The sequence below is a fragment of the Bacteroides sp. GM023 genome (genome assembly GCF_014750685.1).
GTDB lineage: Bacteria > Bacteroidota > Bacteroidia > Bacteroidales > Bacteroidaceae > Bacteroides.
Map to the genome: position 1 here is coordinate 163,309 of NZ_JAAXGE010000004.1, position 25,939 is coordinate 189,247.

Genomic DNA, 25,939 nt, shown 5'->3' on the forward strand with positions numbered 1-25,939 from the left:
CTTGAAACAAAGTGTTCCTCGGTGTGAAACACTTTGTTTCTCGGTGAGAAACACATTGTTTCATACCGGGAAATAATTCGAAAAGCTTTCGTTTTCTGCATATTCCTCTTGTTTATATGCAAAAAAGCAGGTAAATACAGAATATATATGCGTAGTTTTATGCATCATTTTTCTTATTGTGGGAATTTAAACAAATTGGTTATGATACAAATCTTAAAAATAGGACATTTGGCCGGCATGATTAGTTTCATCTATCACCGCATAGAATTATTCGATTGGACATTTTTTGCAAGGCGGGACTTCTGCCTTTATCTTTGCACCAGAAACAAGAAACAAAACGAAGTTTCTGATGTTATAAGTCAAATCAATTAATAATAATAAAAAGCAAAAAGATTATGGAACCAATTTTAAATTCTCAACTTCCTGAATTCAGCGTTCAGGCTTTTCACAACGGAGCTTTCAAGACTGTAACCAACAACGACCTGAAAGGTAAATGGGCAATTCTTTTCTTCTATCCTGCCGACTTTACTTTCGTATGTCCTACTGAATTGGTGGATATGGCTGAAAAGTACGATCAGTTCAAATCAATGGGTGTAGAAATCTACTCGGTAAGCACTGACTCTCACTTCGTACACAAAGCTTGGCATGATGCTTCTGAAAGTATCCGTAAGATCCAATACCCGATGTTGGCAGACCCGACTGGTGCTTTGAGCCGTGCACTGGGTGTATATATCGAAGAAGAAGGTATGGCTTACCGCGGCACATTCGTTGTCAACCCGGAAGGAAAGATTAAAGTGGTAGAACTGAATGATAACAACATTGGCCGTGATGCGAGCGAATTGCTTCGTAAGGTAGAAGCTGCACAGTTTGTAGCCAGCCATGACGGAGAAGTTTGTCCGGCCAAATGGAAGAAGGGTGAATCTACTCTGAAACCAAGCATCGACCTGGTAGGTAAGATTTGATAGATCTTTGATAATGATGATTATGGAAGGTCGGTAACGGGAAACGCTGCCGGCCTTTCTTTTCAAAAAACGAAAGGAGAACAGGTATGTTAGAATCTGCATTAAAAGAACAACTGAAGGGTATATTTGCCGGACTGGAGGCGAATTTTACTTTTGATATATCGGTATCATCTAGTTATGAGAATAGAACTGAATTGTTAGAACTGCTGGGAGATGTAGCGGATTGTTCCGACCACATCACTTGTGTAGTGAATGAAGGAAGCGGGCTGAAATTTACTTTGTTGAAGAATGGCAACCGTACAGGAATCACTTTCCGTGGTATTCCCAACGGACATGAGTTTACTTCACTGTTACTGGCTATCCTGAACCTGGACGGCAAAGGAAAGAATTTTCCCGATGAGGCTGTCTGTAACCGTGTGAAGGCATTGAAAGGCCCGATACATTTGGTAACTTATGTTTCACTTACTTGTACGAACTGCCCCGACATAGTACAGGCTCTCAATGCTATGACTACGCTGAATCCTTCCATCACCCATGAGATGGTAGACGGTGCGCTTTATCAAGATGAAGTGGATGCATTGAAGATACAGGGAGTACCTTCTGTCTTTGCAGATGGAAAACTGCTTCATGTAGGTCGTGGCGAATTCGGTGAACTACTTGCGAAACTGGAAGAACAATATGGCATTGATGAAACCAAAGCAGAAGCGGAAGTAAAGGAATATGATGTGGTTGTAGCCGGTGGAGGTCCCGCAGGAGTATCGGCAGCTATTTATTCTGCCCGTAAAGGATTGCGTGTGGCTATTGTAGCTGAGCGTGTTGGCGGACAGGTGAAAGAAACAGTCGGTATCGAGAACTTAATCTCTGTACCCGAAACAACAGGAAACGAACTTGCCGACAATCTGAAAACTCATTTACTGCGTTATCCCGTAGATTTACTTGAACATCGTAAAGTGGAGAAAGTGGAAGTTATGGGAAAACAAAAGCTGGTCACTACCTCCGTTGGTGAAAAGTTCCTGGCTCCGGCCTTGATTATTGCGACCGGTGCAAGCTGGCGCAAACTGAACGTTCCGGGAGAAGCGGAATATATAGGCCGCGGCGTTGCTTTCTGCCCTCACTGTGACGGGCCGTTTTATAAAGGAAAACATGTAGCGGTAGTCGGCGGTGGAAATTCCGGTATCGAAGCAGCCATAGACTTGGCAGGTATCTGCTCTAAAGTAACGGTCTTTGAGTTTATGGATGAACTGAAAGCTGATAATGTACTTCAGGAACGACTTAAATCATTGTCGAACGTAGAGGTTTTTGTAAGCTCTCAAACTACGGAAGTGATAGGAAACGGTGATAAATTGACTGCTCTGCGCATCAAAGACCGTAAAACAGAAGAAGAACGTCTCGTTGAACTGGATGGTGTATTTGTACAAATCGGACTTTCTGCGAATAGCAGTGTATTCCGTGAAGTGGTGGAAACCAATCGTCCGGGTGAAATTGTGATTGATGCACATTGTCGTACGAATGTGACGGGTATCTATGCAGCCGGAGATGTTTCAACTGTCCCTTATAAACAGATTATCATCTCTATGGGCGAAGGTGCGAAAGCTGCGCTTTCCGCATTCGATGATAGGGTGCGTGGAGTGATTTAATGTACACCCTCATTACGAGTCTTTAAACAGTACCCCAAAAGTTAGAAACAAAACTTTAAGAGTACAGTTGAAATACTCGTAGTGAGGATGAATTCTAAACTCAAGAACTATGACATTTTTGTGAACAACTAATCATGGTACTCGTATCTGACAAAGTCGAATAACCCGGAATTCTCCTGTTGTGCCGGGCGGTCACCGATAAATTTCAGATTCTCGACACTGCAAAAAATGTAGAATGCTATTTCTTTCCCGAATTCCAATTGAAGCTCATGTTTGGGCTCTTTATCTATCAGCCAGGTGATGTAATAATTGCCATTCTTCAATGTCAGGTCGATTTCGAACAGGTGCCATCCGGTCTTGATTGTTACAGGTACAGAAGAAAATGGATATGCCTGTGATGTCATATAGGCGATCATTTCGTTTGGAGCGGCATTCAGTGTCCGGCGAATTGAATCTATTCCATATCCGACTTCAAAATCCAGTTCGTGCTGGTCGTTATGATATATCCACGAACCTACACTGCATTGGTCACCTATTCCCATTTGAGGGATGTGTGTACGCCAAGTATATCTTCCTGTTGTGTAAATCCGGTCAGTTGTACGAACCTTTTTCCGGTCTGTTGAATTGGCACGGGTGTAAATCCGCAAGTAGCCATTTTCCAATACGCATTGATTATCCGGATTGTTATCCTGATGTCCATATTCCCATCCGTCCAAAGTGTTGAAGTCCCATTCTCTGTTTGGTGGATTTCCTGTGGGAATGTCGTTTGCCTGTTGCTGTGCAAAGCAAATACTGCAAATACATGTTAGTGCCAGTGATAAATAATAGTTTCTCATGATGATTGAATTTGAGGTGTATTTAGTTTTTCTAAATTACTTTCGTTGCAAAAGTACTTGAATACTCTCCTCTTCTCATCCGGATTTAGTCATTTCAAGTCAGGAAATGTTCATATTTGCACTAAAATCTCCGGTTATTCTGGCTGTTGTTGATGATTGGCAGTGTGTTGGGTCCTGAATTGAGAAGGAGTTACCCCTTTCATTTCTTTAAATAAGGTGCTGAAATATCTCTGATAAGTGAAACCTACCTGCTCCGATATTTCTGTGATACTTATATCAGACTGAACCAGAAGAACGATCGCCTTGTCGATTCTTCTGCGATTGATATAATCATTTGCTCCCATGCCGGTCAATTCTTTGATTTTATTGTATAAGGAAGTCCGGCTCATAGCCATTTGGGAAGTCAGGAATTTCACGTCCAAATTGGATTGGGATAAATTCTGATCGATCATCTCATTTAGTTTAATCATAAACTGTTCGTCTGCATTGCTGAAGGTAGCTTCTTGCGGAGATAGAACGAACTGATTACCCCTGTATCTGGATTTAATATATTCCCGATTCTTTATCTGGTTTCGGATGACGCTAAGAAGCATTTCCATTTCAAAAGGCTTTGATAAATAGGCGTCAGCCCCTAATTTATATCCCAACATCTGACTCTCGGAATCGGCTCGTGCAGTAAGTAGGATAACAGGAATATGACTGATATTCAGATTCTCTTTAATCTCTTTACATAATTGATAACCATTCATTTGCGGCATCATGACGTCGCTTACGATAATGTCCGGCTGCTGCTGTTTGATAACCCTAAGTGCTTCCAAACCGTCTTCTGCCTGGTAGATCTTCTTAAATTTATCTTTAAGGGCATCTTTCAGAAACTCTCTTAAATCCTGCTTATCTTCCACAATCAGCAATGAATACCCTTGCAGGCTGAAGGAATCGGATTCTATCTTTTCTTCTTCTTCGGGAGAACTTAAAAGTTCGTTGAGATAAGAATGTTGAGGGCATGAAACCTCCTGTTCCTGCAGATTGGCCGGCAGTTCATAGAAGAAGGTAGCTCCGCCGTCTTTATTGTTAAAAGCTCCGATTCTGCCTCCGTGCAGGTCGATCAACATTTTAGCGTAAGATAAACCGATACCGCTTCCCCCTTCGTTATGTTTACCCTGATAGAAACGGGTGAAAAGTTTATTTATATCCACATTGTCCAGTCCGATACCCTGGTCTTGCACAAATACCTGAATGCTTTCATCCGTGCGGACTGTCTTTATGATAATATGGGTATTATTGGAACTGTATTTCAATGCATTCATAATCAGGTTGGAAAGTACGACCCTGCATTTGGTGTCATCATATGTGACGCACTGTATACGCTCGTCAAAGCTATATGAAATCTCAATTTCTTTTGCCTTGGATGCCGTCTGAAAAGTACCTGCCACTTCCTTTATCCATTCGTGCAAAGGGTGAGAGGAAATACGCAGTACTTCTTGTCCCACTTCCATTCTCCGGGCATCAAGCACAATATTGATAATATCCTTCATCTGATCGGCTTGCTTGTATGCGCCGCGTAGATATTCCGGTATATCGTTTGGTTTGACTTCTCCGTTCAGGATTCTTTTCAGGGAAGCATAAATGAGAGTCAAAGGAGTACGCAATTCGTGGCTGATATTGATTAAAAAACGTATCTTCTCTTCATATGTCTTTTTTTCATGTTCACGCATCTTCTGTTTCAGGCGGTTTTCTTTCTTTTTAATTAGAATATAAAAGATCCCCCCTCCAGTGCATAACGCCAGGAAAATACATAGGCAGATAAACCACGTGGATTTCCACCAGGGCGGGGAGACGGTGATGGTTAATAATTCTGCCGGTTGAATCCATTCACCGTTGGGTGTATCACAAGATACGCTGATGGTATATTCTCCCGGTGCCAATGTACCCAGTTCCAGTGTATGGAGATAACTGTCGATTACCATTTCATTCTTTCCTGCAATAGTATACCGGAAAAGATGCTTTCGGAAGGAACTCTTTTCGTCGGCAATTACCTTAATATTGAATGATGAATGATTCCAGGGAATCGAGATACGTTTGTCTCTGATTTGTTCCAAAGTCGATTTCCCATTCAGATTCGCGTCAAGTAGCTTGAGGACAGGAGATGAATTATTATCAAAAACAATATCGGTATTGATACGCACTAGCCCCATAGTACCGCCCATATACAGGTTTTTGGTACGTAAAACCGGGATCGGGGTAAATATCAATTCATTGAAAGGCATTCCGTCCGATTCATCAAGAATTACAAAACGTTTCTCGTCGATGATATAAGCGAAAAACATATTTTGGGCTCCTATCCAAATCCTGCCTTTTTTATCGTAGGCAAGGCTTGACACACTATTGAACAAACTGGTTTGTATCTTTTCGGCTGTTCCTGTTTGTCTGTTATAAAATAGTAACCCGAAATTACTTCCTATCCAGAAATTTCCTTTGCCATCCCTACAGGCGGAAGTGAAATCGTCGCCTTCTTTGGTACTGACCAATGAAGAAAGTTCATCGTTCTTCATGTTTAGTCTGAACAGATTATTGGTTCCCATCAGATACAGGTCGTCATCATCGGAATAAATGGCCTGCATGGCTATTTTGCGCTCAACATCTATTTTCGGGGCATAAAGCATAGATGTTTGCCGGGTATGCTTGTTGTAGATATATACTCTGGCTCCTAAGATGTAGATATGGTCTTTGGTGGCGTATAAATTCACCAAGTCACCTGAAGAAAATTCTCTTTTGGAGATAGAATCATTGATGATTGGGAAAGGGCGCATTTGGGCAGTCTTCTTGTTGAAAGTAAAGACTCCCTTGTTGAAACATGATAATAGCAGTTCATTCTCGGAGAAGTTGGTGATAGAGGTGACCTTCTCCCCGTATGTCGAAGGATAATGATGGAAGGTATTCGTCTTTTGGTTGAAAGAGTTGATCCCACCTCCGTCGGTACCTATCCAAAGCAGTGTGTCTTTATCTTCATAAATACTGGCTACGGTTCGTTCGGTGACTCCGTGGACATTGGTCAACGGCACGTCTTTATAAGTTTTGATAAACACTTTCTTGATACCGAACAACCCCCCGCGGATACTGCCACCCCATATGTTATCCATTTGGTCTTTGTAGAGACAATAGATGGAATTGCTGGGCAGGGATTGTTCGTCATCTGAAATATGTTTAAGGTACGAGAACTTCATGGTAGGGAGATCCAGGATATTGATTCCCCCGCCATCGGTAGCTATCCAAAATTGGTTGTCCTTTTCAACAAAATCAAAGATAATATCATTGTTCAAACCTGAATTTCTAGTGGACAGTTCGAACAGCCTTTTTCCTTCTTTAGAGTAACATACGATGCCTTTACCGTAGAAGGAAATCCATAGCCGGTTGTGAGAATCGACGAAAATAGTGTTTATTTCGCGCTCTTTGACAAATGGGCAGCGATACATTTTCTTCTTGACAAGGTCGTACATCCACAGACCATCTTTCCGGCTACTGATGATTAACAAGTCGGGCTGCCACTGAAAGATACGGTTAATGCATTTTCGGGAATCTCCTTCTATATGAGGAAAAATAACGTTGATACTCTTGTCATTCAGGTTATACCTATATAGCGTTTCTTCCCCACCGAATATAAATCCGTCGCTTGTCGGGAAATACGACCAGGTCTGAAATGGTTCTCCATTATATAATAGTGGATGAAATTGATTCTCTGTCTTATTGTATGTGGCAATTCCTTTGTTGGTGGACACATATAAATTACCGGAGTGATCTTCTGTGATGAAACGGATAAAGTTGTCCGGCAAGGAATTTTGCTGGTTCCGGTCATGGAAATAACTTCTCAGTTCAGACTGGTCATAACTATTAAGCCCCCATTTTGTACCTATCCACATCACTCCCAAGTGATCCCTGTGGATACATTGTACCCTTGATTGCGACAATCCTTGTTCCAAAGAAATCTGCTTGAAGTAATAATGTTGTTCTTCGCTCCTTGCAGAGAGAGCAAAGAGGAATATCAGGATGACTGGTAAGCATATTCTTAGGAGGTGTCTTTTCGGCATAGTATGACTATTTGATGAAGCAAATATAGGAGAAGTTATGTAACTACACAATAAAAATCTGTCTTCTTTTGTCCGGTTGGCATCCTCTGATGTCTCAGAAAGGCATCAGAGGACGTGTTTTGAATAATAGCGGACTTTATTTGTATACTAATTGATGTCTTTTTTAGCATATCCATCTATATTTGTGCATCGATATTCCTTATCTAATAAATGAAAAGTATATGAATAAACTTAAAAAAACGCTTGGCTGTTTGCTAATCTTTCTTTTTGCGGCAGCTGCATCTACTTACGCACAAGTTGCAAAGATGTACTCGGGTACTGTTACAGATGTTGATACCAACGAACCCGTCATTGGTGTCAACGTGACTTTGAAAGACGTACGCACGGGTACGGTTACGGATATTTCCGGTAAGTTCTCGATTAGTGCCCCTGTTGGTTCCACCTTATTATTCTCTTATATCGGATATGTGACTAAGGAGGTCAAGCTGGGTGAGAATACCAGTCTGAAGATTACAATGCAGGAGGACCAGAATCAATTGAGTGAGGTCGTTGTCATTGGTTATGGTGTGGTGAAGAAATCGGATATCACCGGTGCCGTGGCTTCAGTTTCTTCCAAACAATTCAAAGACCAGCCAGTGAAACGAGTGGAAGATATTCTGCAAGGACGTACGGCGGGTGTCGCGGTGACGAGCGCAAACGGTCTACCGGGTGGTAGCGTTAAGGTTCGTGTGCGTGGTACTACCTCTATTAATACGAGCAATGACCCGCTATATGTTATTGATGGTATCATGTCCGGCGGGCTGGACGTGAATCCTGCTGATATTCAGTCTATCGAAGTCCTGAAAGATGCTTCGGCAACAGCAATTTACGGTTCTCGTGGTGCTAATGGCGTAGTACTGGTAACTACTAAAAAGGGTGTGGAAGGTAAAGTCCGGATTTATGCAGATGTAGCTATCGGCGTATCGAATATCCTTAAGAAATATGACTTGCTGAATGCTTATGAATATGCCACTGCATTGAAGGAGTATAATGGCATCTCCTTTGGAGAAGATGAGATGGAAGCCTATAAGAATGGTTCCAAAGGCATTGATTGGCAAAATCTGATGTTGCAGACAGGCATTAGTCAGGATTACAAATTGGGCGTTTCCGGCGGAACAGCTAAAAATAAGTATCTTATTTCGGCCAATCTGTTGAATATGACGGCTATGACTATCACCACTAAGTATCAACGTGCACAGTTGCGGATAAACTTGGATAACGAACTCACCAAGTGGTTGACGCTTTCTACAAAGATTAATGCTTCTCGTACCCATAACCATAATGGCGGCATTGACATCATGAACTTTCTGAACTATTCTCCTACGATGGAAATGAAAGATCCGGTGACAGGCGTCTATAATATGGACCCCTACAATTCGGTAAACGGTAACCCTTACGGTGCCCGCGTTGCGAATTACGGTGATTCATACGTGTATGCCTTGAATAGTAATATGGATTTGACTTTCAAAATTATGAAAGGTCTGACATTGTCCGTGCAGGGTGCTGCCAATTATTCCCATGTCCCCGGTTACTCCTTTACTTCGGAATTGTCCAAACCCGGACAGCTTAGCGGCATGGAAAATTCGAGCAGGATGAATCTCTTCTGGCAGAATACCAACAATGTGACTTATAACACAAGTTTTGGCGATCATCATCTTACCGCAACAGCCGTATTTGAGGCGAGCGGTGCTGAAGGAAGAAATCTGACTCTGACCGGAAGCGAACTGGCGAATGAGTTCGTCGGTTACTGGAATGCACAGAATGCAAAGACACGCGATGGAAGCAATGGTTATTCTTCAGAAGCTATTGTGTCAGGACTCGGACGTGTTATGTACAACTATAAAGGTAAATATATGCTGACCGGTACTTTCCGCGCGGACGGTTCATCCAAGTTCCAGAAAAAGAATAAGTGGGGATACTTCCCGTCAGCAGCAGTTGCCTGGGATATTGCCAAAGAAAACTTTATGAGCAAACAGGATATCTTCCAGCAATTAAAGTTAAGAGGTAGTTTCGGTATTGTTGGTAATCAAAGTATCGGTGCTTACAGTACACTGGGAATGTTGGCTGCTACCAATTATGATGGTTATGGCAGCGATGCCGTTCATACGGGTTATTGGACTGGTAACTTGGCTACGCCGGATGTGACTTGGGAAAGTACATATCAGTATAACATCGGTTTGGATGCCACAGTTTTAGACGGTCGCCTGAATTTTACAGCCGAATGGTTCCGGAAAGATACTAAAGATCTGTTGCTTCGTAAACCTGCTCCGCAGTATAATGGCGGTGGTTCTTTTTGGGTGAACCAGGGTGAAGTGAGAAATTCGGGTGTTGAATTTTCGATCACCGCAACTCCTTTGACCGATAAAGATGTTTTTGGCTGGGAAACTTCACTGAATGCATCGTATCTGAAAAATAAGATAGTCGACTTGGCAGGCAGCGATTTTATTGTCGGAGAAAATAATACAAGCATTGGTGGTGGCCCTATCGAGATTAAGAAAGTGGGTTATCCGATCGGTTCTTTCTATCTCTATGAATGGAAAAACTTTAATGATAAGGGTGCCAACCTCTACAAACGCCAGTCTGATGGAAGCTTGACAACCAATCCGGGTGCAGATGATTTGACTACGATGGGACAATCGGAACCTAAGTGGACTTTCGGATGGAACAATACATTTACCTGGAAAAACTGGACGCTCAATTTCTTTATCAATGCTGCGTTAGGACAGGACAGACTGAATGTAAGCCGCTATGCAATGGCTTCCATGACAGGCGTATATCGTTTCATCTCTTTATCCGATGCCTATTACAAAAGTTGGGATAAAGTTGCAAATAAGGCCGATGCCGTGTATGCAAGTCATAAAAACTCGGATAACAGAAATTACCCGGATTCTGATTTCTGGCTTGAGGATGCGTCGTTCGTGAAACTGAAAAATATAAGTCTTTCATATAACCTTCCTAAAAAGATAACGAAAATAGCCGATATCCAATTGTCGGTCAGTGCTCAAAACCTGTTCACACTAACGAAATATACAGGTATGGATCCGGAAGTGTACAGTGAAGGTGTCTACGGTTATAATGGTGTGGATATGGGATCTTATCCTGTTCCGAGAACATTTACTTTTGGTATGAAACTTAACTTTTAATCTTTTAATTATAGATGGATATGAAAACAATATATAGAATATTCAAGATCACCGGGCTGGCATTGCTGGCGCTTTGGATGGTATCCTGCGAGGATTTGCTGACGGAAGATCCCAAAGGACAGTTGGCAGTAACAAATTTCTTCAATTCAAAAGGTGATTTGGACTTGGCACTGAATGGTATGTATTCCAAAGTTGCGAGCGATATGTATGCAAACATCTGGGCTGGCTTTGAGTCTGTGATGGGTGACGATATTTCCACACATCCCGCGGCCAACAAACAAGGACTGCGTGAAGTGGATACTTATAGCGTTTCAGATAATAACACATGGATGACTGAATTGTGGGGAGCCCGTTGGCGGTTGGTAAAAGCTGCTAATTTCATCATCGACAATGCAGGACGGACTCCGGAAGTGACCCAGGAAGAAAAAGATGCCGCCATTGGACAAGCCCATTACTGGCGTGCCTATTCTTATTTATATTTTGTAATGGCTTGGGGAGAAGTGCCTATGGTAGTGAAGGATGAGATCAATTACAATATGCCGTTGGCTACGATTCCCGAAATCTATGATTTGATTGTGTCCGACCTGAAAAAAGCGGAAACCATGGTTCCTGCCAATTACACGAAAGATCCTTATGCAAGAAACGGAGTGAATATCGCCGTTAGCCAGGGAGCAGTAAAGGCAACATTGGCTTATGTATATATGGCAATGGCAGGATGGCCGTTGAACAAGGGAACAGAATACTACCAACTGGCTGCCGCAAAAGCAAAAGAAGTTATCGATGATTCAAAGAAAGGTACTTATTATTATAAACTGTTGCCTGATTACAAGGATGTATATTCAATGAAGTATAACAAGAACAATCCGGAAGTTTTGCTTGGTGTTTATTACAATCGTGGAATAGGCGCGATAACCAATGCTCCTTTGGCTGACTTCCTGGCCGACTATGCTTATGGTGGCGGTGGCTGGGGTGACACGAACGGAGAAATTAAATTCTGGTATGATTTCCCTAAAGGCTCACGTAAGGATGCGTCTTATTTCCCTAAAGTTGTATTGAAGAATGAAACTCAATTGCGCGACTGGTGGGAAGACCCCGATCCGACAGCGCCACGTGTTGTAATTGCCCCCTGTTTCATGAAGAAAGTAGAAACTACCACTGGCGAAGAGTTCGACTATACGAATCCGAAGATTTCGATGAACCAGGATGGAGAAAAGACACATCAGCTAATCCGTCTTTCGGAAGTGTACTGCTGGTATGCCGAGGCAGTAGGCCGTTCGAAAACAGGTAGCATTACAGAAGCGGTTAATTTATTGAATGAGGTACGCAACCGTGCCAACGGGTCTGTTGTAGCGGAAAAAGATGTCTATAAGACAACTATGTCGTATGACGAGTTGGCGGAAGCTGCCTATAATGAACATGGTTGGGAAATAGCCGGATATTATTGGGGAAACATCGCTACCAGAGCGAGAGACATGTTCCGTATGAATCGTATCAAGGATCATTTTGAATACAGAAAATTAAATCCGGAGATTGAAGTCGCTCCCGGAGTATTTAGGAAAGAAGCAGTCTCTGTATCGGGTACGTGGAGTGACAGTAAAATGTATCTGCCCCGTCCTTTTGTGGATTCGTCCATTAATCCGAATTTGAAAAACTGAATCAAACAGATATAAAAAATAATCATTATGAAACTAAGATATTTGTATTTAGCAATAGGTATATTATATAGCGCCTCTATGATATCATGTGGCGATAGCTACAAAGAGAAGACAGAAGTTGTGCCATGCGCAGCTTCCAAGGATGCCTTGACATTCGAGGTCTCTCCGACTGAAGTTCAGACTGTGGATATAACATCGGAAGCTAACTGGAAAGTTGCAGTGGATCAGGGTGGCGGTAGTTGGCTCACTGTTTCCCCTTTGGAAGGAACAGGCAATAGTACACTGAATATTTCCGCAACCAAGAATAGCGGCCCGAAACGTAGTGCGACCCTCACCATTGCAGCGAAAGGCGCAGAATTGCGGACGATTACTGTTATTCAGGATGGCTATAAGGGCACTATGTACGACTTCTCAGATCTCACGGGATGGGAAAAAACAGGATTACAGGCAGGAGTAGAGCCGATCACTATCGTAGATTGTCCCGACTGCGAAAATGGAAAAGCGCTGAAGATATTCACACGGGCAGGAGAGGAGTATGCATGGCCTAATGCCGATCGTTTTAAAGTACAGACGACCACACAATTTGGTTCCGGGCGTTATGAATGGCGGGTGTATGTTCCTGAAATGGGAATGAATGACCAGGCGAGTATCGGAGCATTCGTGTATTTTGATGACGGACATGAACTGGACTTTGAAATCTGTTCAGGTACAGCTGCAGATCGTAGCACGTATAACGTGAAATCGGACGAAGTGCTATGTCTCGTTTCCAGTCAGGCGAATCCTTTCTTTACTGATAAATTCCCTATTAAGTGCAATGCTTGGCATACGCTCGTACTGGATTTGAAACTGGAGAATGATAAATATCTCGGAGAATGGCTGGTCGACGGAAAAAGTATGAAGAAGCAACTTCTGAACTTTGGCGAGAAGGATGCATATTTCCGTGCTTTGTGTAGTGTTGAGAATCTTGTTGGGATGGGAGACCATCCGGCTACCCGGGAGAATTATGCCTTATTCGATTATCTGGAATATGCTCCCTATGATTATTCGATGAAACCGATTATCGAAGGTCAGCTTCCGCCTGAACCGGAAGGAACAACGACGCGATGGGATTTTGATGAAGACGGAGTTATACCTACCGGATGGACGAATGCTGGTGGAACCATAGCAGACGGAATATTGAATTTGCCAAACGGTACTAATCTTACTTATACAGAGGCGGTAGGAGCAGGAAAGTATACTTGGGTGATAGATGTTCCCAATGTAGGAGTTGGTGAGAAATGGTTAGCCGGAGGTAATATTGCCGCTACTAATGCCGAAGAAAGATCATTCTCCATGTTCGTCTTCCCCGGTACGGAAAATGATCGCGCCGCATGTCAGATACCACCGGTTCCTGGACAGATGTTGGTACGCTGTTATACGGAATCACTGGGAGTTTATGGTGTACCTATTGATCCGGGTAAACATACCTTGACGATTGACCTTAGACTTAAAGATGGCATGTATAGCGCAGCATGGATTATCGATGGCGATATAGTGAAAATATACGATACCTGGTATACTCCTGAAGCGTTCCAGTTTGGCTTCTCATTTGTAACCTTTGCCAATGGCGGAGGATGGCAGGGAGATAAAGAGACTCAGGGAATATATACTGCCAAATATGACTCTTTTGAATATAAGAACTATATATACGAATAATTCTGGTCGATAATGAAGTGTTCAAAGATAATCAGCACAGTAGTATATTGTGCGATGCTATTAATGATAAGTGTTTCCTGTAAGCAAGAAACACTTACCACCGCGGAGAAAAAGATATATCCATGGTTCATTTATAAGGATGGAAGTTCTTTTAAGGATATAGAGCCGGTAAAAGAACTCGTAAATTCCATCAGTGTTTTCGGCAATCCCCCGAAGTCTTTTATTGATGAGTGCCATCAGAACAATATTGAGGTATATCATGCCGTAGGTGGAAATGAAGAGAATATCAACACACCGGAGAAAATAAAAGCGCTGGTGGATAGTTACGTAGATGATTGCCATGCAAACGGATATGACGGAATAGATATGGATTTTGAGCATTTGAATCCTGATGTTCAGGATACATATACAGGATTCCTGGAACTTGCTTCACGGAAACTTCATGCCGCCGGAAAGAAATTAAGTCATTGTGTAGGATTCTATCCGGCTTTGTATCAGGATGAGAATGCGAAAATGTTCCATGATCCGGAAGTACTGGCAAGAACTTGTGATTTAGTCAGAGTGATGTGCTATGATATGTATTTTGCGCCGGGAGTAGGTAATCCGGAACTTAAACATAGGGATGATTGCATGGGAGTCGGTCCTACTTCCAATTTCCCGTGGACAAAGGAAACCATGTCCTTTTGGATGAAACACATTCCCCGGAATAAATTGGTAATGGCCTTACCCGCTTATTCAAATGATTATGCGGTGACCGGGAATATAAAAGGAAGGCAGATTTACCAATCTGTGCCTGACAGCGTAAGTGGTGTACTACCTTCTCCTACCTGGCTGTGTTATGAGAAAGTAAATATGTACTTGTATGACAGCACTGACGGACAACGGCATTTGTTTTATGCTAGTGATGTCAGGAGTACGGAAGCGTTGCTCGAGTTAGCTGATGAACTGGAAATTCCCCAAATAGGTTTTTGGCATTTTGGCAGCGTAGAACCTCAAATGTGGGATATTACCGGAAAATGGAAAACAAAATGAGGTCGTAATATGCTTGACAAACCATAAGAGATTATAATCGACCTTGAATAATACAGCCTATTTCTATCCCCCGATTTTTAGAAAGGCTATCCGGAGAATAAAAGCTACAGAATAAAAGCTACAAAGGTATCAACACATATCTTTGTAGCTTTTTGTTTTTTTCTTACCTTTGATGCGCTTAACATTAACCCCCAAAATGAGAAACATGAAAAAGATTCTTTTACTGATTCCTGCTATTTTACTTATTCTCCCGGTACAGGCTCAACATACATTGAGACTGATGACCTATAACATCAAGAATGCGAATGGCATGGATGATGTTTGTAATTTCCAGCGTGTAGCAAATGTGATAAACAATGCTTCTCCTGATGTCGTAGCCATACAGGAAGTGGACAGCATGACAAACCGAAGCGGACAGAAATATGTGCTGGGTGAAATTGCCGAACGTACACAGATGCATGCCTGCTTTGCACCGGCCATAGATTTTGATGGTGGGAAATACGGTATCGGGCTATTGGCAAAACAAATTCCGGTACGTCTGCAAACTAGCCCCTTGCCGGGAAGAGAAGAAGCCCGCGCCTTGATCCTGGCAGAGTTTGAAGATTATATCTATTGCTGTACTCATATGTCACTGACCGAAGAAGACCGCATGAAGTCATTGGAGATTGTGAAAACATTCACCGCTCCTTATAAAAAGCCTCTTTTCCTAGCGGGAGATATGAATGCCGAGCCTGAATCCGACTTTATAAAAGAACTGCAAAAGGATTTCCAAATACTCTCTAATCCTAAACAGCATACTTATCCGGCTCCCGAACCCAAAGAAACAATAGATTATATTACAGCATTAAAATCAAATGCGAACGGCTTCGCTCTTATATCTGCCCGGGTACTGAATGAGCCTGTGGCTTCCGACCACCGCCCTATACTTGTAGAACTGCGTACTGCCGAAAGAGCAGACAAGATATTCCGCACGAAACCTTATTTACAGAATCCGGTAGGCAATGGCATTACAGTGATGTGGGAAACTACCGTCCCTGCATATTGCTGGGTAGAATATGGTACGGACACTACCCAACTGAAACGTGCACGTACCATTGTCGACGGACAAGTAGTTTGTAATAACAAGCTACATAAAATCCGTATCAATGATCTGCAACCCGGTCAGAAATACTATTACCGTGTATGCTCACAGGAAATGCTGCTTTATCAGGCATATAAGAAAGTATTCGGAAACACTGCCCAATCGGATTTCAGTGAATTTACTCTTCCCGAAGCGGATACAGATTCCTTCACCGCCATTGTTTTCAATGATTTGCATCAGCACACGAAAACTTTCCGTGCCTTATGCAAGCAAATACAGAATGTGGATTATGACTTCGTTGTTTTCAACGGTGACTGTGTGGACGACCCTGTCGATCATGAACAAGCTACCACTTTTATCAGCGAACTGACCGAAGGTGTTCGTGGCGACCGCATACCAACTTTCTTTATGCGTGGTAATCACGAAATACGAAATGCTTACTCTATCGGCTTGCGTGACCACTACGATTATGTAGGAGACAAAACCTACGGTTCTTTCAACTGGGGAGATACCCGTATCGTTATGCTTGACTGTGGAGAAGATAAGCTAGACTCTCATTGGGTATATTACGGTCTGAATGATTTTACCCAACTGCGTAATGAACAAGTGGATTTTCTGAAAAAAGAACTTTCTGCCAAAGAATTCAAGAAAGCAAAGAAACGTGTTCTTATCCACCATATTCCACTTTATGGTAATGATGGAGTGAATCTCTGCGCTGACCTATGGACTAAATTATTAGAGAAAGCACCTTTCAATATTAGTCTGAATGCACATATTCATAAATACGCTTATCATCCGAAAGGTGAACTGGGGAATAATTATCCGGTCATTATTGGTGGCGGTTATAAGATGGACAGTGCTACAGTGATGATTCTGGAAAAGAAGAAAGACGAATTGAAGATTAAGGTACTGAATGCGAAAGGAGAAGTACTGCTGGATATAACGGTTTAGATACGGAACGTTATAAGATGAAAACGATATAAGATAAAAGCCACAGGAACAATAAATCTGTTTACTGTGGCTTTTAAGTTTAGAATACAATTTTAAATCAAACGATAGTTTGAATTTCTATTCTATATTGACAATACCTATATATCCGCCACCACGGCTCATTTGAATTGACAGTTTTTCTGTGTCATTTATTGTATATTGTTTGACTTGTGAATCTTTGGCCTGTTGGTCTGCATTTGTTCCATCATAATGAGCTTTGATTGATTTTCTCCCTTTTCCCATAAATGACAGGTCAACTTCTATATTTCGCGGCTTCGCTCCATTCATGACTCCAATATACCATGTCTTTTGATAACGTCGTGCGATGGCGATGTATTCGCCAACTTCTCCTTTTAGAGGAATTGTTTCATCCCAAACAGTAGGAATCTGTTTAATGAACTCGAAACTCTCCGGATTTTCATCATATTTGGTCGGGCTGTCCGATACCATTTGTAGAGGGCTTTCATACACTACATACATTGCCAATTGATGAGTTCGGGTTCCCTGGCTCATCGGCTCATGCTGATTCTCATAAAATGTTTCCGGATGTGCATTAAGCATAGCTCCGGGAGTATAATCCATTGGCCCTGCCCACATACGGAGATATGGGATGATTACATCATGCGTGACAGTAGCCCGTTTGCTCCATTTATTATATTCCAATCCGATTACACCTTCACGAGTCATCAGGTTCGGGTATTTACGTCGCATTCCCTCGTTAGGATACGAACCATGAAAATCCACTAGAAGTTTGTGTTGAGTAGCCTTGATGGCAACCTGCTCATAGAAATTGACCATCTTTGCATCATTACGATCCATAAAATCTATTTTGACACCTTTCACTCCCCATTTACTGAATTGTTCGAAGGCCGCGTCCATTTGTCTCATAACGTTTACCCATTTAGCCCATAATTGAACGCCTACATTTTTTTCAGCTGCATATTTACAGATGTAAGGTATGTCAACAGCAGGATTAAGAACCAGCAAGTCATTTCGGGCCGACCATCCTTCATCGATTAATATATATTCTATATGGTGTTTGGCGGCATAATCTATTAGGTAAAGATAAGTGTCGGTATTGATTCCACTCTTAAAGTTTACGTTATAGATATTACGGTCATTCCACCAGTCCCATAAAACTTTTCCGGGCTTAATCCAGGAATAATCGGCATTTTTGGCTTTCTCCTCAGATAGGAGATAAATCAGTTCGCTGTTCAGGATAGAAGGTGCATCATCAAAGATTCCTATCACACGCCATGGAAAAGCACGTTTGCCACAATATGGAATGATATAATCTTTTCGGGTGGAAGCATAAATCTTATTATCTCCGTCGGCAGGAACTTCCTGATCGGGATATAATGCAAATATTCCTTGAAAAGCATGTCCGGTGGGTTGCAGGTACATACCTGCATAATTATAAAGATTAGCTTCGGCAAGTAATACTTTGTACTTGTCTACTTCTATCATAACCGGCGCAACAGAAAAGCTGTCACGTGGCAGTTTACTAATAGGACTTATTGTATAATCCTGCTCAAACCAATTTTGTAACTGGTCTGTCAGCAAAGTATAACTATTATAATCCTGATTAAAACAGAAGGATGCGATTTCATTCTGTACAGGCTTTTTGTGATCGGAAGTGCTCATAAAGCGGTAAGCTACTCCTTCATTATAGATTCTGAATTCTATTTTGTATCCTTTATAAGTTAGCTCAATTTGATTGTACTCATTGGATGCCTGTTTATATTTGCGGGGAACAATGAAGTCCACATTTTCGGAAATACTATGGCGTGTAATTTTCAGGCATTTCTTGTCAGTTCCCCAAATTTTGTCTCCTACAGTTAGCGATATAGGACTTGTGTCCAATATCATTGTTCCATGGCGGAAGACAGAATATGCTACCTGATTCTCAGTTTCAATAACTATCCGGTTACTGCCATCAGGTGATGTTGCTTCAATGCTTTTACCTGATGCCGGGGATAGACAGCAAAGAAGAATGGTCAATAAAGCAATGATTGATTTTATATTCATAATTAATTTCCTCCTGATAAGACGATAAATGATAGTCCGATGATAAATAGGATGAACATTACTCCTAATAATCTATTCGTGGCTTTAGAGCTTCCAGTAAATTCTTTCCATATAAAGACTCCCCACAGAGCGGCAATCATGGGAGCCCCTTGTCCAAGTGCATATGAAATGGCTGCTCCCGCCTTGCCGGCAGCAATATAGCTCAATGCAGTGCCCAATCCCCAAATGCATCCGCCAAGGATACCTACCAGGTGAGTCGTCGGCTTTCCTGCAAAATATTCTTTATAGCTGACTGGTACGCCAACAAACGGACGCTTCATCACAATCGTGTTGAATACAAAGTTACTTAAGAAAATACCAATAGCGAAGATAAAGAAAGCAGTATAAGGAGTCGCCATTCCCGGAGTTGGAGACTCAAAATTGTTCAGATCCATAGCGGCAGCTACAAAGCGGTAGAAGAAAGACATCAATATACCGGCAATTGCTGCCAGAATTATTCCCTTTTTACTACTGTTACTTCCTGATTTCTGATTTTTACCTGCTGCCACTCCATTGCATATAATGGCAATTACAATCAGCACTACACCCGTGAACAACCAAACTGGATCTCCTTTCGGACTACTGAAATAATTGATAAATACTCCTAATACCAGGGCAAGGCCTACACCCAAAGGAAAAGCGACAGCCATGCCTGCTATGGATACAGAAGCCGAAAGCAGAATATTGGAAGCATTGAAGATTATTCCTCCTATCAATGCGCTGACAACATTCTCAGTATTGACTTGTTGTATGTCTTCGATAAACCCTCTTCCGGCATTTCCAAAGCTACCTAGTGTAAATACAAGAAGAAGTGCGAAAAGCAGGATTCCAATAGTGTAATCCCAATAATAGAGTTCATACCTCCAACTTTTGCTTGCCAGTTTTTGGGTATTTCCCCAGGAACCCCAGCAAATCATTGTAATCAAACAAAAGATGATTGCTAATGTATAACTATTGACTATAAACATATTTATTCTTTTTTCAGGTTATATATTTACTTATCTTTTCCAGTGACTTGACGGACAATAGCCCCTAGTGTAGTTTGAATATTCTTTTCACCTTGAATAGTCAGATATCTGTGCTTTCCATTTTCGGAAGGAGTAAAGAGACTGTGCCCGATGCTATCGAGAGTAATTGTCCCTTGCGGAGAGAGTCCGAAATGATTAGCCTCCGGTTCAATGGCATACAATACAGAAGTGAGATCCCAAGTTTGCCTGTCATAAGGCATTTTATCATAAATCTTGTAGGAGACACAAAGCGGATGCTTATAACTTTCCGGAAAGTCGTTCAATATACTTTGATGTGGATAGAGCAGTTTGTTTCCTAATTCCCATCCACTGGCTACTACTGCGGTCGGCCATTCCTTAAATACTGTTTGGGCAGCATCCAAATCTTGTATCAGATTCCATTCCGGAAAATCGAACTCATTTCCATAAAGTCCTCCCATGACAGAGAGCATTTTTACTTTCTGGGCTACTAAAGATTTTCCATCTAATTCACTATACTCGTCAGCTTCAGATTTTAGTAAGCGCGCCAAATTGGTTTCAGGTCCTACAGCTATGAATATTACCGAGCTATCTTGTTGTGAAGCGAGCAACTTACGTAATAGTTTATATCCTTCAGGCAAGTTGCTTTTGATACTTCTTTGCGGATGCAGTATTTTATTGCCTTCAATGATGGTGTCTAATGTTTGACGAAGATAACCGCCATCTTCGGGATTGGCTCCGTTGTAAGCATAACCTAACGGTATGTTGCCTTTGCCGTTGAGACGGCAGTATCCGTCGATGTATTCAATTGAATAAGGATTTGACTTGCTGATAGTAATACCCAGTAAATCAATTTCTCCGGCTTTTTCATAATTGAATAACATTTGCATGGCTAGCACATCATCAATATCATTACCCACATCTGTATCAAATATAACAGGTATAGGAGCTTTTGTATCTTTAGGCCCTGTACAGGACCCAAAGATACAAACGGACAGAAATGCTACTGATGTGATATATTTTCGGATTTTCATTTTACTATTTATTATCAGGTTATTTAATTTGATATTTTAAAGATTTATCGCTTTGGATGTCAAAGAATGAATTTGGATCCAATCGAGCGTCATCAATAGGTTCATTGATACCGATATATCCCATCGGATGATATCCACCTTCGAAATAATTCTCATTTGCAAACCGGAGTGACGGTTGCATTCCGGCAGGGTCGAGCACTGTTAGTGCCAGGATATATTTTCCTTTAGCTATTGATGCGTTTATAGGAATATTCTTTTGGACATGATAGGTTTCAGGTGCGGTCTGGTATGTGTTTTCATTCACCGACCAGTCGTCCCCAGGCATCCATTCGGATATATTCACATCTTCCAATATCTTTCCCCACACTTTTTGATGGCTTACCGGATCTAACAGAGCTATCTCTACAGGCCAATTATAATAGAATGGAGATGAACCGGTATTTACAACACTGAAAGATACTGAAAGATTTTCTTGCCCTTTTATTTCTTTCGGATAAGTAAACTCGTTTATGACAAACCGATACCCCATTGCCTTTTGCAATATCTCTGCGTTCTTTTGGAATTCAGGATCGTTGAAATCAGCCCAGGTAATGCCGCCTAAATGGTTACAATGTAAATTACGAATCTGCTCCATTACATATTCTCTGGTATCTTTATCAGCTACCACCTCTTCAAAAGACTTGAAGCGTGCCAAGTCCCCCCAATTCCAGGTTATTTCGCCTCCTATTGGCTGGGTTTTCCAACGATCACCCAGTTTCTTCATTTCTTCATATCCTCTGACGATTTCCTGCGGTTGCGACCAGGAATCCCAGTAAATTCCAAATTCGTAGTCTTTAAACTCATAGGCATAGCGTACCATTACCTTCTTGTTTTTAAAAGCTTTGGCGAAGGCGTCACCCAGGATTTTCTCCATGCCTGGAATCCAGGTACGGTTTACTACATGGTCAGGCTCGTCATGAGGTGCCCAGTAAGTGGACAAGTCCGGGTCATGATGTTCACCCCATTCGCCGATGATACCCATTTCTACATAGGCTACTCGTGGGTCATTGTCCCATGCTTGCCCGAGCTTTTCGACTAACTTCTCTACACGCTCGGGGAATGAAGGGTCAAAGTACCCCCCGGTGATGGGGGTATTCTTGTCTTTCTCTTCTACGTAGGCCGCTACTGAGTTCGGTCTTTGTTTATATGGACCTTTCTCCTGCGCTATGCCTTTCGGCCAATGCCATCCGACTAAATCATCCGGATTATCCGGATTTTTAGGCTTTCCGCCATGCCAGGGTTCCAGCCATACAAGAAAGACCCGGGGGATTACTTTAACATTAATATCTTCCACTCCTTTCCAGCGATGGTTACTGTAAGCGATGATTTTGTCCACTCCGTCGTTTGGATCATCTTCTATCATATTCCATTGCATGTATTCTTTGGTAATAGAGCCATAAGGGTAGGGGTATTCTTCTCTTACCCGGTCAATGCCGGGAGCAAAGAATTCTCTGAATCCTTTCATCGGATTCCTGAATGCATTTGGATACTCTTGATAAGAAACAGTAACGTTTTTCTCACTACAAGCAGTAATACTTCCAAATAGCAGCAGGAGCGATATATTTCTGATGATTGATTTCATTAGAATAATCTATTATTGAAGTTTGTATTTTAAAGTCTTGTCTTGTCTCATATCACTGAAACTGCTGACAGGAATCTCGAAATATATAGGCTCGGTGTTAATTCCAATGTGTCCCATCGGATGACGTCCGCCTTCGAAATAATTCTGAATGGCAAACCTTAATGAAGGCAGCATACCGGCAGGGTCTAATACTGCAATAGAAATGATATAGTCTCCTGTATCTATTTTCTTATCCAGAGTCAACTCTTCTTCGATATGGTTAATGGCGGCTGGCTGGGTATATACTTTCTGAGAGTTGTCCCAGTTGTCTCCCGGCATCCATTGTGAAGTCTTGGGTGTTTGCAGTGTTTTACTCCATACTACTTCTTGAGTCTGAGCATTCAGTAATGCTATTTCGACAGGCCAGTCATAGTAAAATGGTGAAGAGCCGGTATTAACTACATCAAACGAGATTTTGAACGGTTCATTCTGTTTGATATTTGTTGGATAGTTGAAGTTTGACAGAACAAACCGATATCCCATTGCTTTTTGCAATAATTCTGCGTTGGGTTCAAAAGTCGGGTCATTAAAATCTGCCCATGTGATGCCGCCCAAATGATTACAATGTAGATCACGAATTTGTTGGACAACCAAATCCCGGGTCTTTTCATCAGCCACTACTTCCTCGAAAGAGTCGAATTTATAGAGACTTCCCCAGTTCCAGGTTATTTCTCCTCCTATCGGTTGAGTCTTCCAACGGTCGCCCAGTTTCTTCATTTCCTCGTATCCCCGTACCTTTTCTTCATCAATCGCCCATGAGTCCCAGTAGATACCGAATTCGTAGTCCTTGAATTCATAAGCATAGCGAACCATTACTTTCTTATTCTTGAAAGCAGATGTAAAGGCATCCCCTAATACTTTTTCGATTCCCGGCAACCAAGTGCGATTCTCTACATGGTTTGGTTGATCGTGAGGAGCCCATACGGTAGTGATATCCGGATCATGATGCTCTCCGAATTCACCGATAATTCCCATTTCTACATAAGCTACACGTGGATCATTGTCCCATGCTTGTCCTGCCTTTTCTACAAGTTTCTTTACTCTTTCCTGAAAAGTCGGATGGCAATAGCCCCCTATAATAGGGGCATTGAGATTATCTTCATCATAGGTTTCTCCCGGAATGTCACTGGGCCAGTGCCATCCATTGAGGTCATCCGGATTATCTGTATAAGTGTTTTTGGCATATCCGCCGTGCCAAGGTTCCATCCATACAATATAAATACGCGGGATTACCTTGACGTTCATGTCTTCCACTCCTTTCCATCTATGGTTACTATAAGCTATTATCTTATCAATCCCATCATTCGCATTATCTTCGAGCATATTCCATTGCATATACTCTTTGATAATAGAACCGTAAGGGTAAGGATATTCGTCTCTTACTTTATCATATCCCGGACCGAAAAATTCTCGAAGCCCTTTCATGGGGTTACGGAGAGCATATAAACATTCCGCTGGATTTACCGTAACCCTACCGTCTTTAACTTCTATAGTGCCTCCTCCTTCGATAGGAGGAAGTATGCCATGGTCTTCTTCTTTGCATGAGTACAGGAAAACACTGATTATGAGTCCTGCGATAAAGATAAATGTTTTCATATAATTAATGATTTATGTTAATATCCTTCGTTGTTTTCAGTGATTGCATCGTTTGCGTCAATAGCAGCTTGTGGAATTGGATACAATACATGATAAGGTTGGATAGTGACTCCGGCGTGGTCTTTCATGCATTCTGCAAGTTTGCCGAACCGAATTAAATCCCAACGACGCATATGTTCACAACAGAACTCATGGAGTCTTTCTTCCAGTAAAACGTCGGCGAACTGTTCTTTGCTTAAGTTGTCGGCAGCTGTAATAGAAGTAAGCCCGGCTCTGGAACGAACAGCATTCAATGCCTCATATTTTTCGTTGCTGGTGTCGTTAGTGTTGTTTAATGCTTCTGCTTTCATTAAAAGTACATCCGCATAGCGAATGAAAATAAAATTCAGATTGTCGTCTTCAATTACGTTACCTGTTTCCGGGTCCCAGAATTTTCCGCAGGAAGGTGGAGCCTGCGTTACACCTGCATATTCTGTGATGAAGAAGGCTTTTTTACGTTTGTCGGCATCGTCATAAGAATCATATAAATATTGAGTCGGTCCGAAGCCGCCCCATCCTCCGAAGTTTGTAGGGCCGCCCACGTTACGAGGTCCCCAGTAGGAATGTTGTATACTTCCTTCCAATCCCCAGGAACCGGAATGCTTAAACTGAATCTCGAAAATATTCTCATACTCCAGATTTTTGTTGGCTGGAGCAAAAATATCTTTGAGGTTATCGTATAGTTTGAATTTGCCTTCCAGCATACGACAGTATTTCAACGCTTCTGCAGGTTTGCCCCATTGCAGATAGATACGTGCCAGCAGTGCTTGCGCTGCATAAGAGGTGGCACGGCCTTTATCTTTGGCATCCGACCAGGTGGATGGCAGGCCGAGCGCAGCTTCCATATCCTGAGTAATGAGAGTATATACCTCATCTACTGATGCACGAGGTCTCATAATCTCACTTTTGTCGATGGAGGATTTAGTCCATAGAGGTACTCCACCATACATCTTTACTAAATCAAAATAGTAGATAGCTCTTAAAAAACGTGCTTGCATAATCATGGAAGCATGAAGATCGGAACTTACTGCATCTGATGGCATATCAATAACAGCGTTGCAACGTTTGATCCCTTCATAACACAGTCTGTAATGATTGTCTAAGAACTCATGAGAAGCGGAGAAAGTATAATAGTGTAATTGTGAATAAGCTGCCCATCCCATGTCGAATGGAATCACTTCATCCGTTCCGAATTCACTGAGGGTAATGGTATATTTACCGACGAATACCTCTTGAAGAGAACCGTAGGCGGCATATAATGTTTGTTGCCAGTCATCAGGTTTGGTATATGCATTGTCAGGTGTGAGAACACTTTGAGGAGTTAAATCCAGAAAGTTTTCGCAGCTGCATAGTGTAAGGCAACTGAATGCTAGTATAGAAATGTATTTTTTCATCATCGTAT

15 protein-coding genes are annotated in these 25,939 nt (G+C 42.0%); 7 read left to right on the top strand and 8 right to left on the bottom strand.

From position 1 onward, the window contains the following. Positions 1-395: 395 nt before the first annotated feature. Both ahpC and ahpF read left to right on the top strand, forming a co-directional pair. Positions 396-962, top strand: coding sequence for an alkyl hydroperoxide reductase subunit C (gene ahpC, locus HC965_RS10725; RefSeq protein WP_022136546.1), 567 nt, complete (start codon positions 396-398; stop codon positions 960-962). 86 nt (positions 963-1,048) lie between these two features. After that, positions 1,049-2,599: an alkyl hydroperoxide reductase subunit F gene (ahpF, locus tag HC965_RS10730; RefSeq protein ID WP_191031497.1), complete on the top strand. Its 1,551-nt coding sequence runs from the start codon at positions 1,049-1,051 to the stop codon at positions 2,597-2,599. Between the two features lie 128 nt (positions 2,600-2,727). Here the strand turns inward: ahpF and HC965_RS10735 are convergent, their stop codons facing one another. Beyond that, positions 2,728-3,435 (bottom strand): hypothetical protein, encoded by a 708-nt coding sequence (locus HC965_RS10735; RefSeq protein WP_191031498.1) that lies wholly within the window; start codon positions 3,433-3,435, stop codon positions 2,728-2,730. A 134-nt stretch (positions 3,436-3,569) separates the two neighbouring features. After that, complete coding sequence (locus HC965_RS10740) at positions 3,570-7,520, bottom strand: two-component regulator propeller domain-containing protein (protein WP_191031499.1); 3,951 nt, start codon at positions 7,518-7,520, stop codon at positions 3,570-3,572. 221 nt (positions 7,521-7,741) lie between these two features. On the opposite strand from HC965_RS10740, the gene HC965_RS10745 reads away from it, so the two are divergent. From HC965_RS10745 to HC965_RS10765, 5 genes are all read left to right on the top strand, one after another. After that, positions 7,742-10,702, top strand: coding sequence for a TonB-dependent receptor (locus HC965_RS10745; RefSeq protein WP_191031500.1), 2,961 nt, complete (start codon positions 7,742-7,744; stop codon positions 10,700-10,702). Positions 10,703-10,722: 20 nt separating this feature from the next. After that, positions 10,723-12,357 (top strand): RagB/SusD family nutrient uptake outer membrane protein, encoded by a 1,635-nt coding sequence (locus HC965_RS10750; protein WP_191031501.1) that lies wholly within the window; start codon positions 10,723-10,725, stop codon positions 12,355-12,357. A gap of 27 nt (positions 12,358-12,384) precedes the next feature. Then, entirely contained in the window at positions 12,385-14,052 is a 1,668-nt protein-coding gene (locus tag HC965_RS10755) for a BACON domain-containing protein (protein WP_191031502.1), read from the top strand. A gap of 54 nt (positions 14,053-14,106) precedes the next feature. Continuing rightward, complete coding sequence (locus HC965_RS10760; protein ID WP_191031503.1) at positions 14,107-15,084, top strand: glycosyl hydrolase family 18 protein; 978 nt, start codon at positions 14,107-14,109, stop codon at positions 15,082-15,084. 205 nt (positions 15,085-15,289) lie between these two features. Continuing rightward, a complete protein-coding gene (locus HC965_RS10765; RefSeq protein ID WP_191031504.1) occupies positions 15,290-17,116 on the top strand; it encodes an endonuclease/exonuclease/phosphatase family protein in 1,827 nt (608 codons plus the stop codon). A 117-nt stretch (positions 17,117-17,233) separates the two neighbouring features. On the opposite strand, the gene HC965_RS10770 is transcribed toward HC965_RS10765, so the two are convergent. Genes HC965_RS10770 through HC965_RS10795 form a run of 6 tightly spaced genes read right to left on the bottom strand, consistent with a single transcriptional unit; the run spans position 17,234 to position 25,931 of the window. Then, on the bottom strand, positions 17,234-19,183 hold the full coding sequence (locus HC965_RS10770) for a glycoside hydrolase family 97 protein (RefSeq protein ID WP_191031505.1): 1,950 nt from the start codon (positions 19,181-19,183) through the stop codon (positions 17,234-17,236). Between the two features lie 2 nt (positions 19,184-19,185). After that, a complete protein-coding gene (locus tag HC965_RS10775; RefSeq protein WP_191031506.1) occupies positions 19,186-20,190 on the bottom strand; it encodes a GRP family sugar transporter in 1,005 nt (334 codons plus the stop codon). Positions 20,191-20,216: 26 nt separating this feature from the next. Further along, entirely contained in the window at positions 20,217-21,242 is a 1,026-nt protein-coding gene (locus tag HC965_RS10780) for a nucleoside hydrolase (protein WP_191031507.1), read from the bottom strand. A gap of 19 nt (positions 21,243-21,261) precedes the next feature. Further along, the gene (locus tag HC965_RS10785) at positions 21,262-22,863 is read right to left on the bottom strand and encodes a DUF4832 domain-containing protein (protein WP_191031508.1); all 1,602 of its coding nucleotides are present in this window, start codon (positions 22,861-22,863) and stop codon (positions 21,262-21,264) included. 12 nt (positions 22,864-22,875) lie between these two features. Next, a complete protein-coding gene (locus HC965_RS10790) occupies positions 22,876-24,498 on the bottom strand; it encodes a DUF4832 domain-containing protein (protein ID WP_191031509.1) in 1,623 nt (540 codons plus the stop codon). Between the two features lie 17 nt (positions 24,499-24,515). After that, entirely contained in the window at positions 24,516-25,931 is a 1,416-nt protein-coding gene (locus HC965_RS10795) for a RagB/SusD family nutrient uptake outer membrane protein (protein ID WP_191031510.1), read from the bottom strand. Positions 25,932-25,939 lie beyond the last annotated feature (8 nt).

Bases quoted from the DNA above. Each gene is read 5' to 3' on its own strand.
- ahpC (WP_022136546.1), top strand. From the start codon at position 396: ATGGAACCAATTTTAAATTCTCAACTTCCTGAATTCAGCGTTCAGGCT.
- ahpF (WP_191031497.1), top strand. From the start codon at position 1,049: ATGTTAGAATCTGCATTAAAAGAACAACTGAAGGGTATATTTGCCGGA.
- HC965_RS10735 (WP_191031498.1), bottom strand. From the start codon at position 3,435: ATGAGAAACTATTATTTATCACTGGCACTAACATGTATTTGCAGTATT.
- HC965_RS10740 (WP_191031499.1), bottom strand. From the start codon at position 7,520: ATGCCGAAAAGACACCTCCTAAGAATATGCTTACCAGTCATCCTGATA.
- HC965_RS10745 (WP_191031500.1), top strand. From the start codon at position 7,742: ATGAATAAACTTAAAAAAACGCTTGGCTGTTTGCTAATCTTTCTTTTT.
- HC965_RS10750 (WP_191031501.1), top strand. From the start codon at position 10,723: ATGAAAACAATATATAGAATATTCAAGATCACCGGGCTGGCATTGCTG.
- HC965_RS10755 (WP_191031502.1), top strand. From the start codon at position 12,385: ATGAAACTAAGATATTTGTATTTAGCAATAGGTATATTATATAGCGCC.
- HC965_RS10760 (WP_191031503.1), top strand. From the start codon at position 14,107: ATGCTATTAATGATAAGTGTTTCCTGTAAGCAAGAAACACTTACCACC.
- HC965_RS10765 (WP_191031504.1), top strand. From the start codon at position 15,290: ATGAAAAAGATTCTTTTACTGATTCCTGCTATTTTACTTATTCTCCCG.
- HC965_RS10770 (WP_191031505.1), bottom strand. From the start codon at position 19,183: ATGAATATAAAATCAATCATTGCTTTATTGACCATTCTTCTTTGCTGT.
- HC965_RS10775 (WP_191031506.1), bottom strand. From the start codon at position 20,190: ATGTTTATAGTCAATAGTTATACATTAGCAATCATCTTTTGTTTGATT.
- HC965_RS10780 (WP_191031507.1), bottom strand. From the start codon at position 21,242: ATGAAAATCCGAAAATATATCACATCAGTAGCATTTCTGTCCGTTTGT.
- HC965_RS10785 (WP_191031508.1), bottom strand. From the start codon at position 22,863: ATGAAATCAATCATCAGAAATATATCGCTCCTGCTGCTATTTGGAAGT.
- HC965_RS10790 (WP_191031509.1), bottom strand. From the start codon at position 24,498: ATGAAAACATTTATCTTTATCGCAGGACTCATAATCAGTGTTTTCCTG.
- HC965_RS10795 (WP_191031510.1), bottom strand. From the start codon at position 25,931: ATGAAAAAATACATTTCTATACTAGCATTCAGTTGCCTTACACTATGC.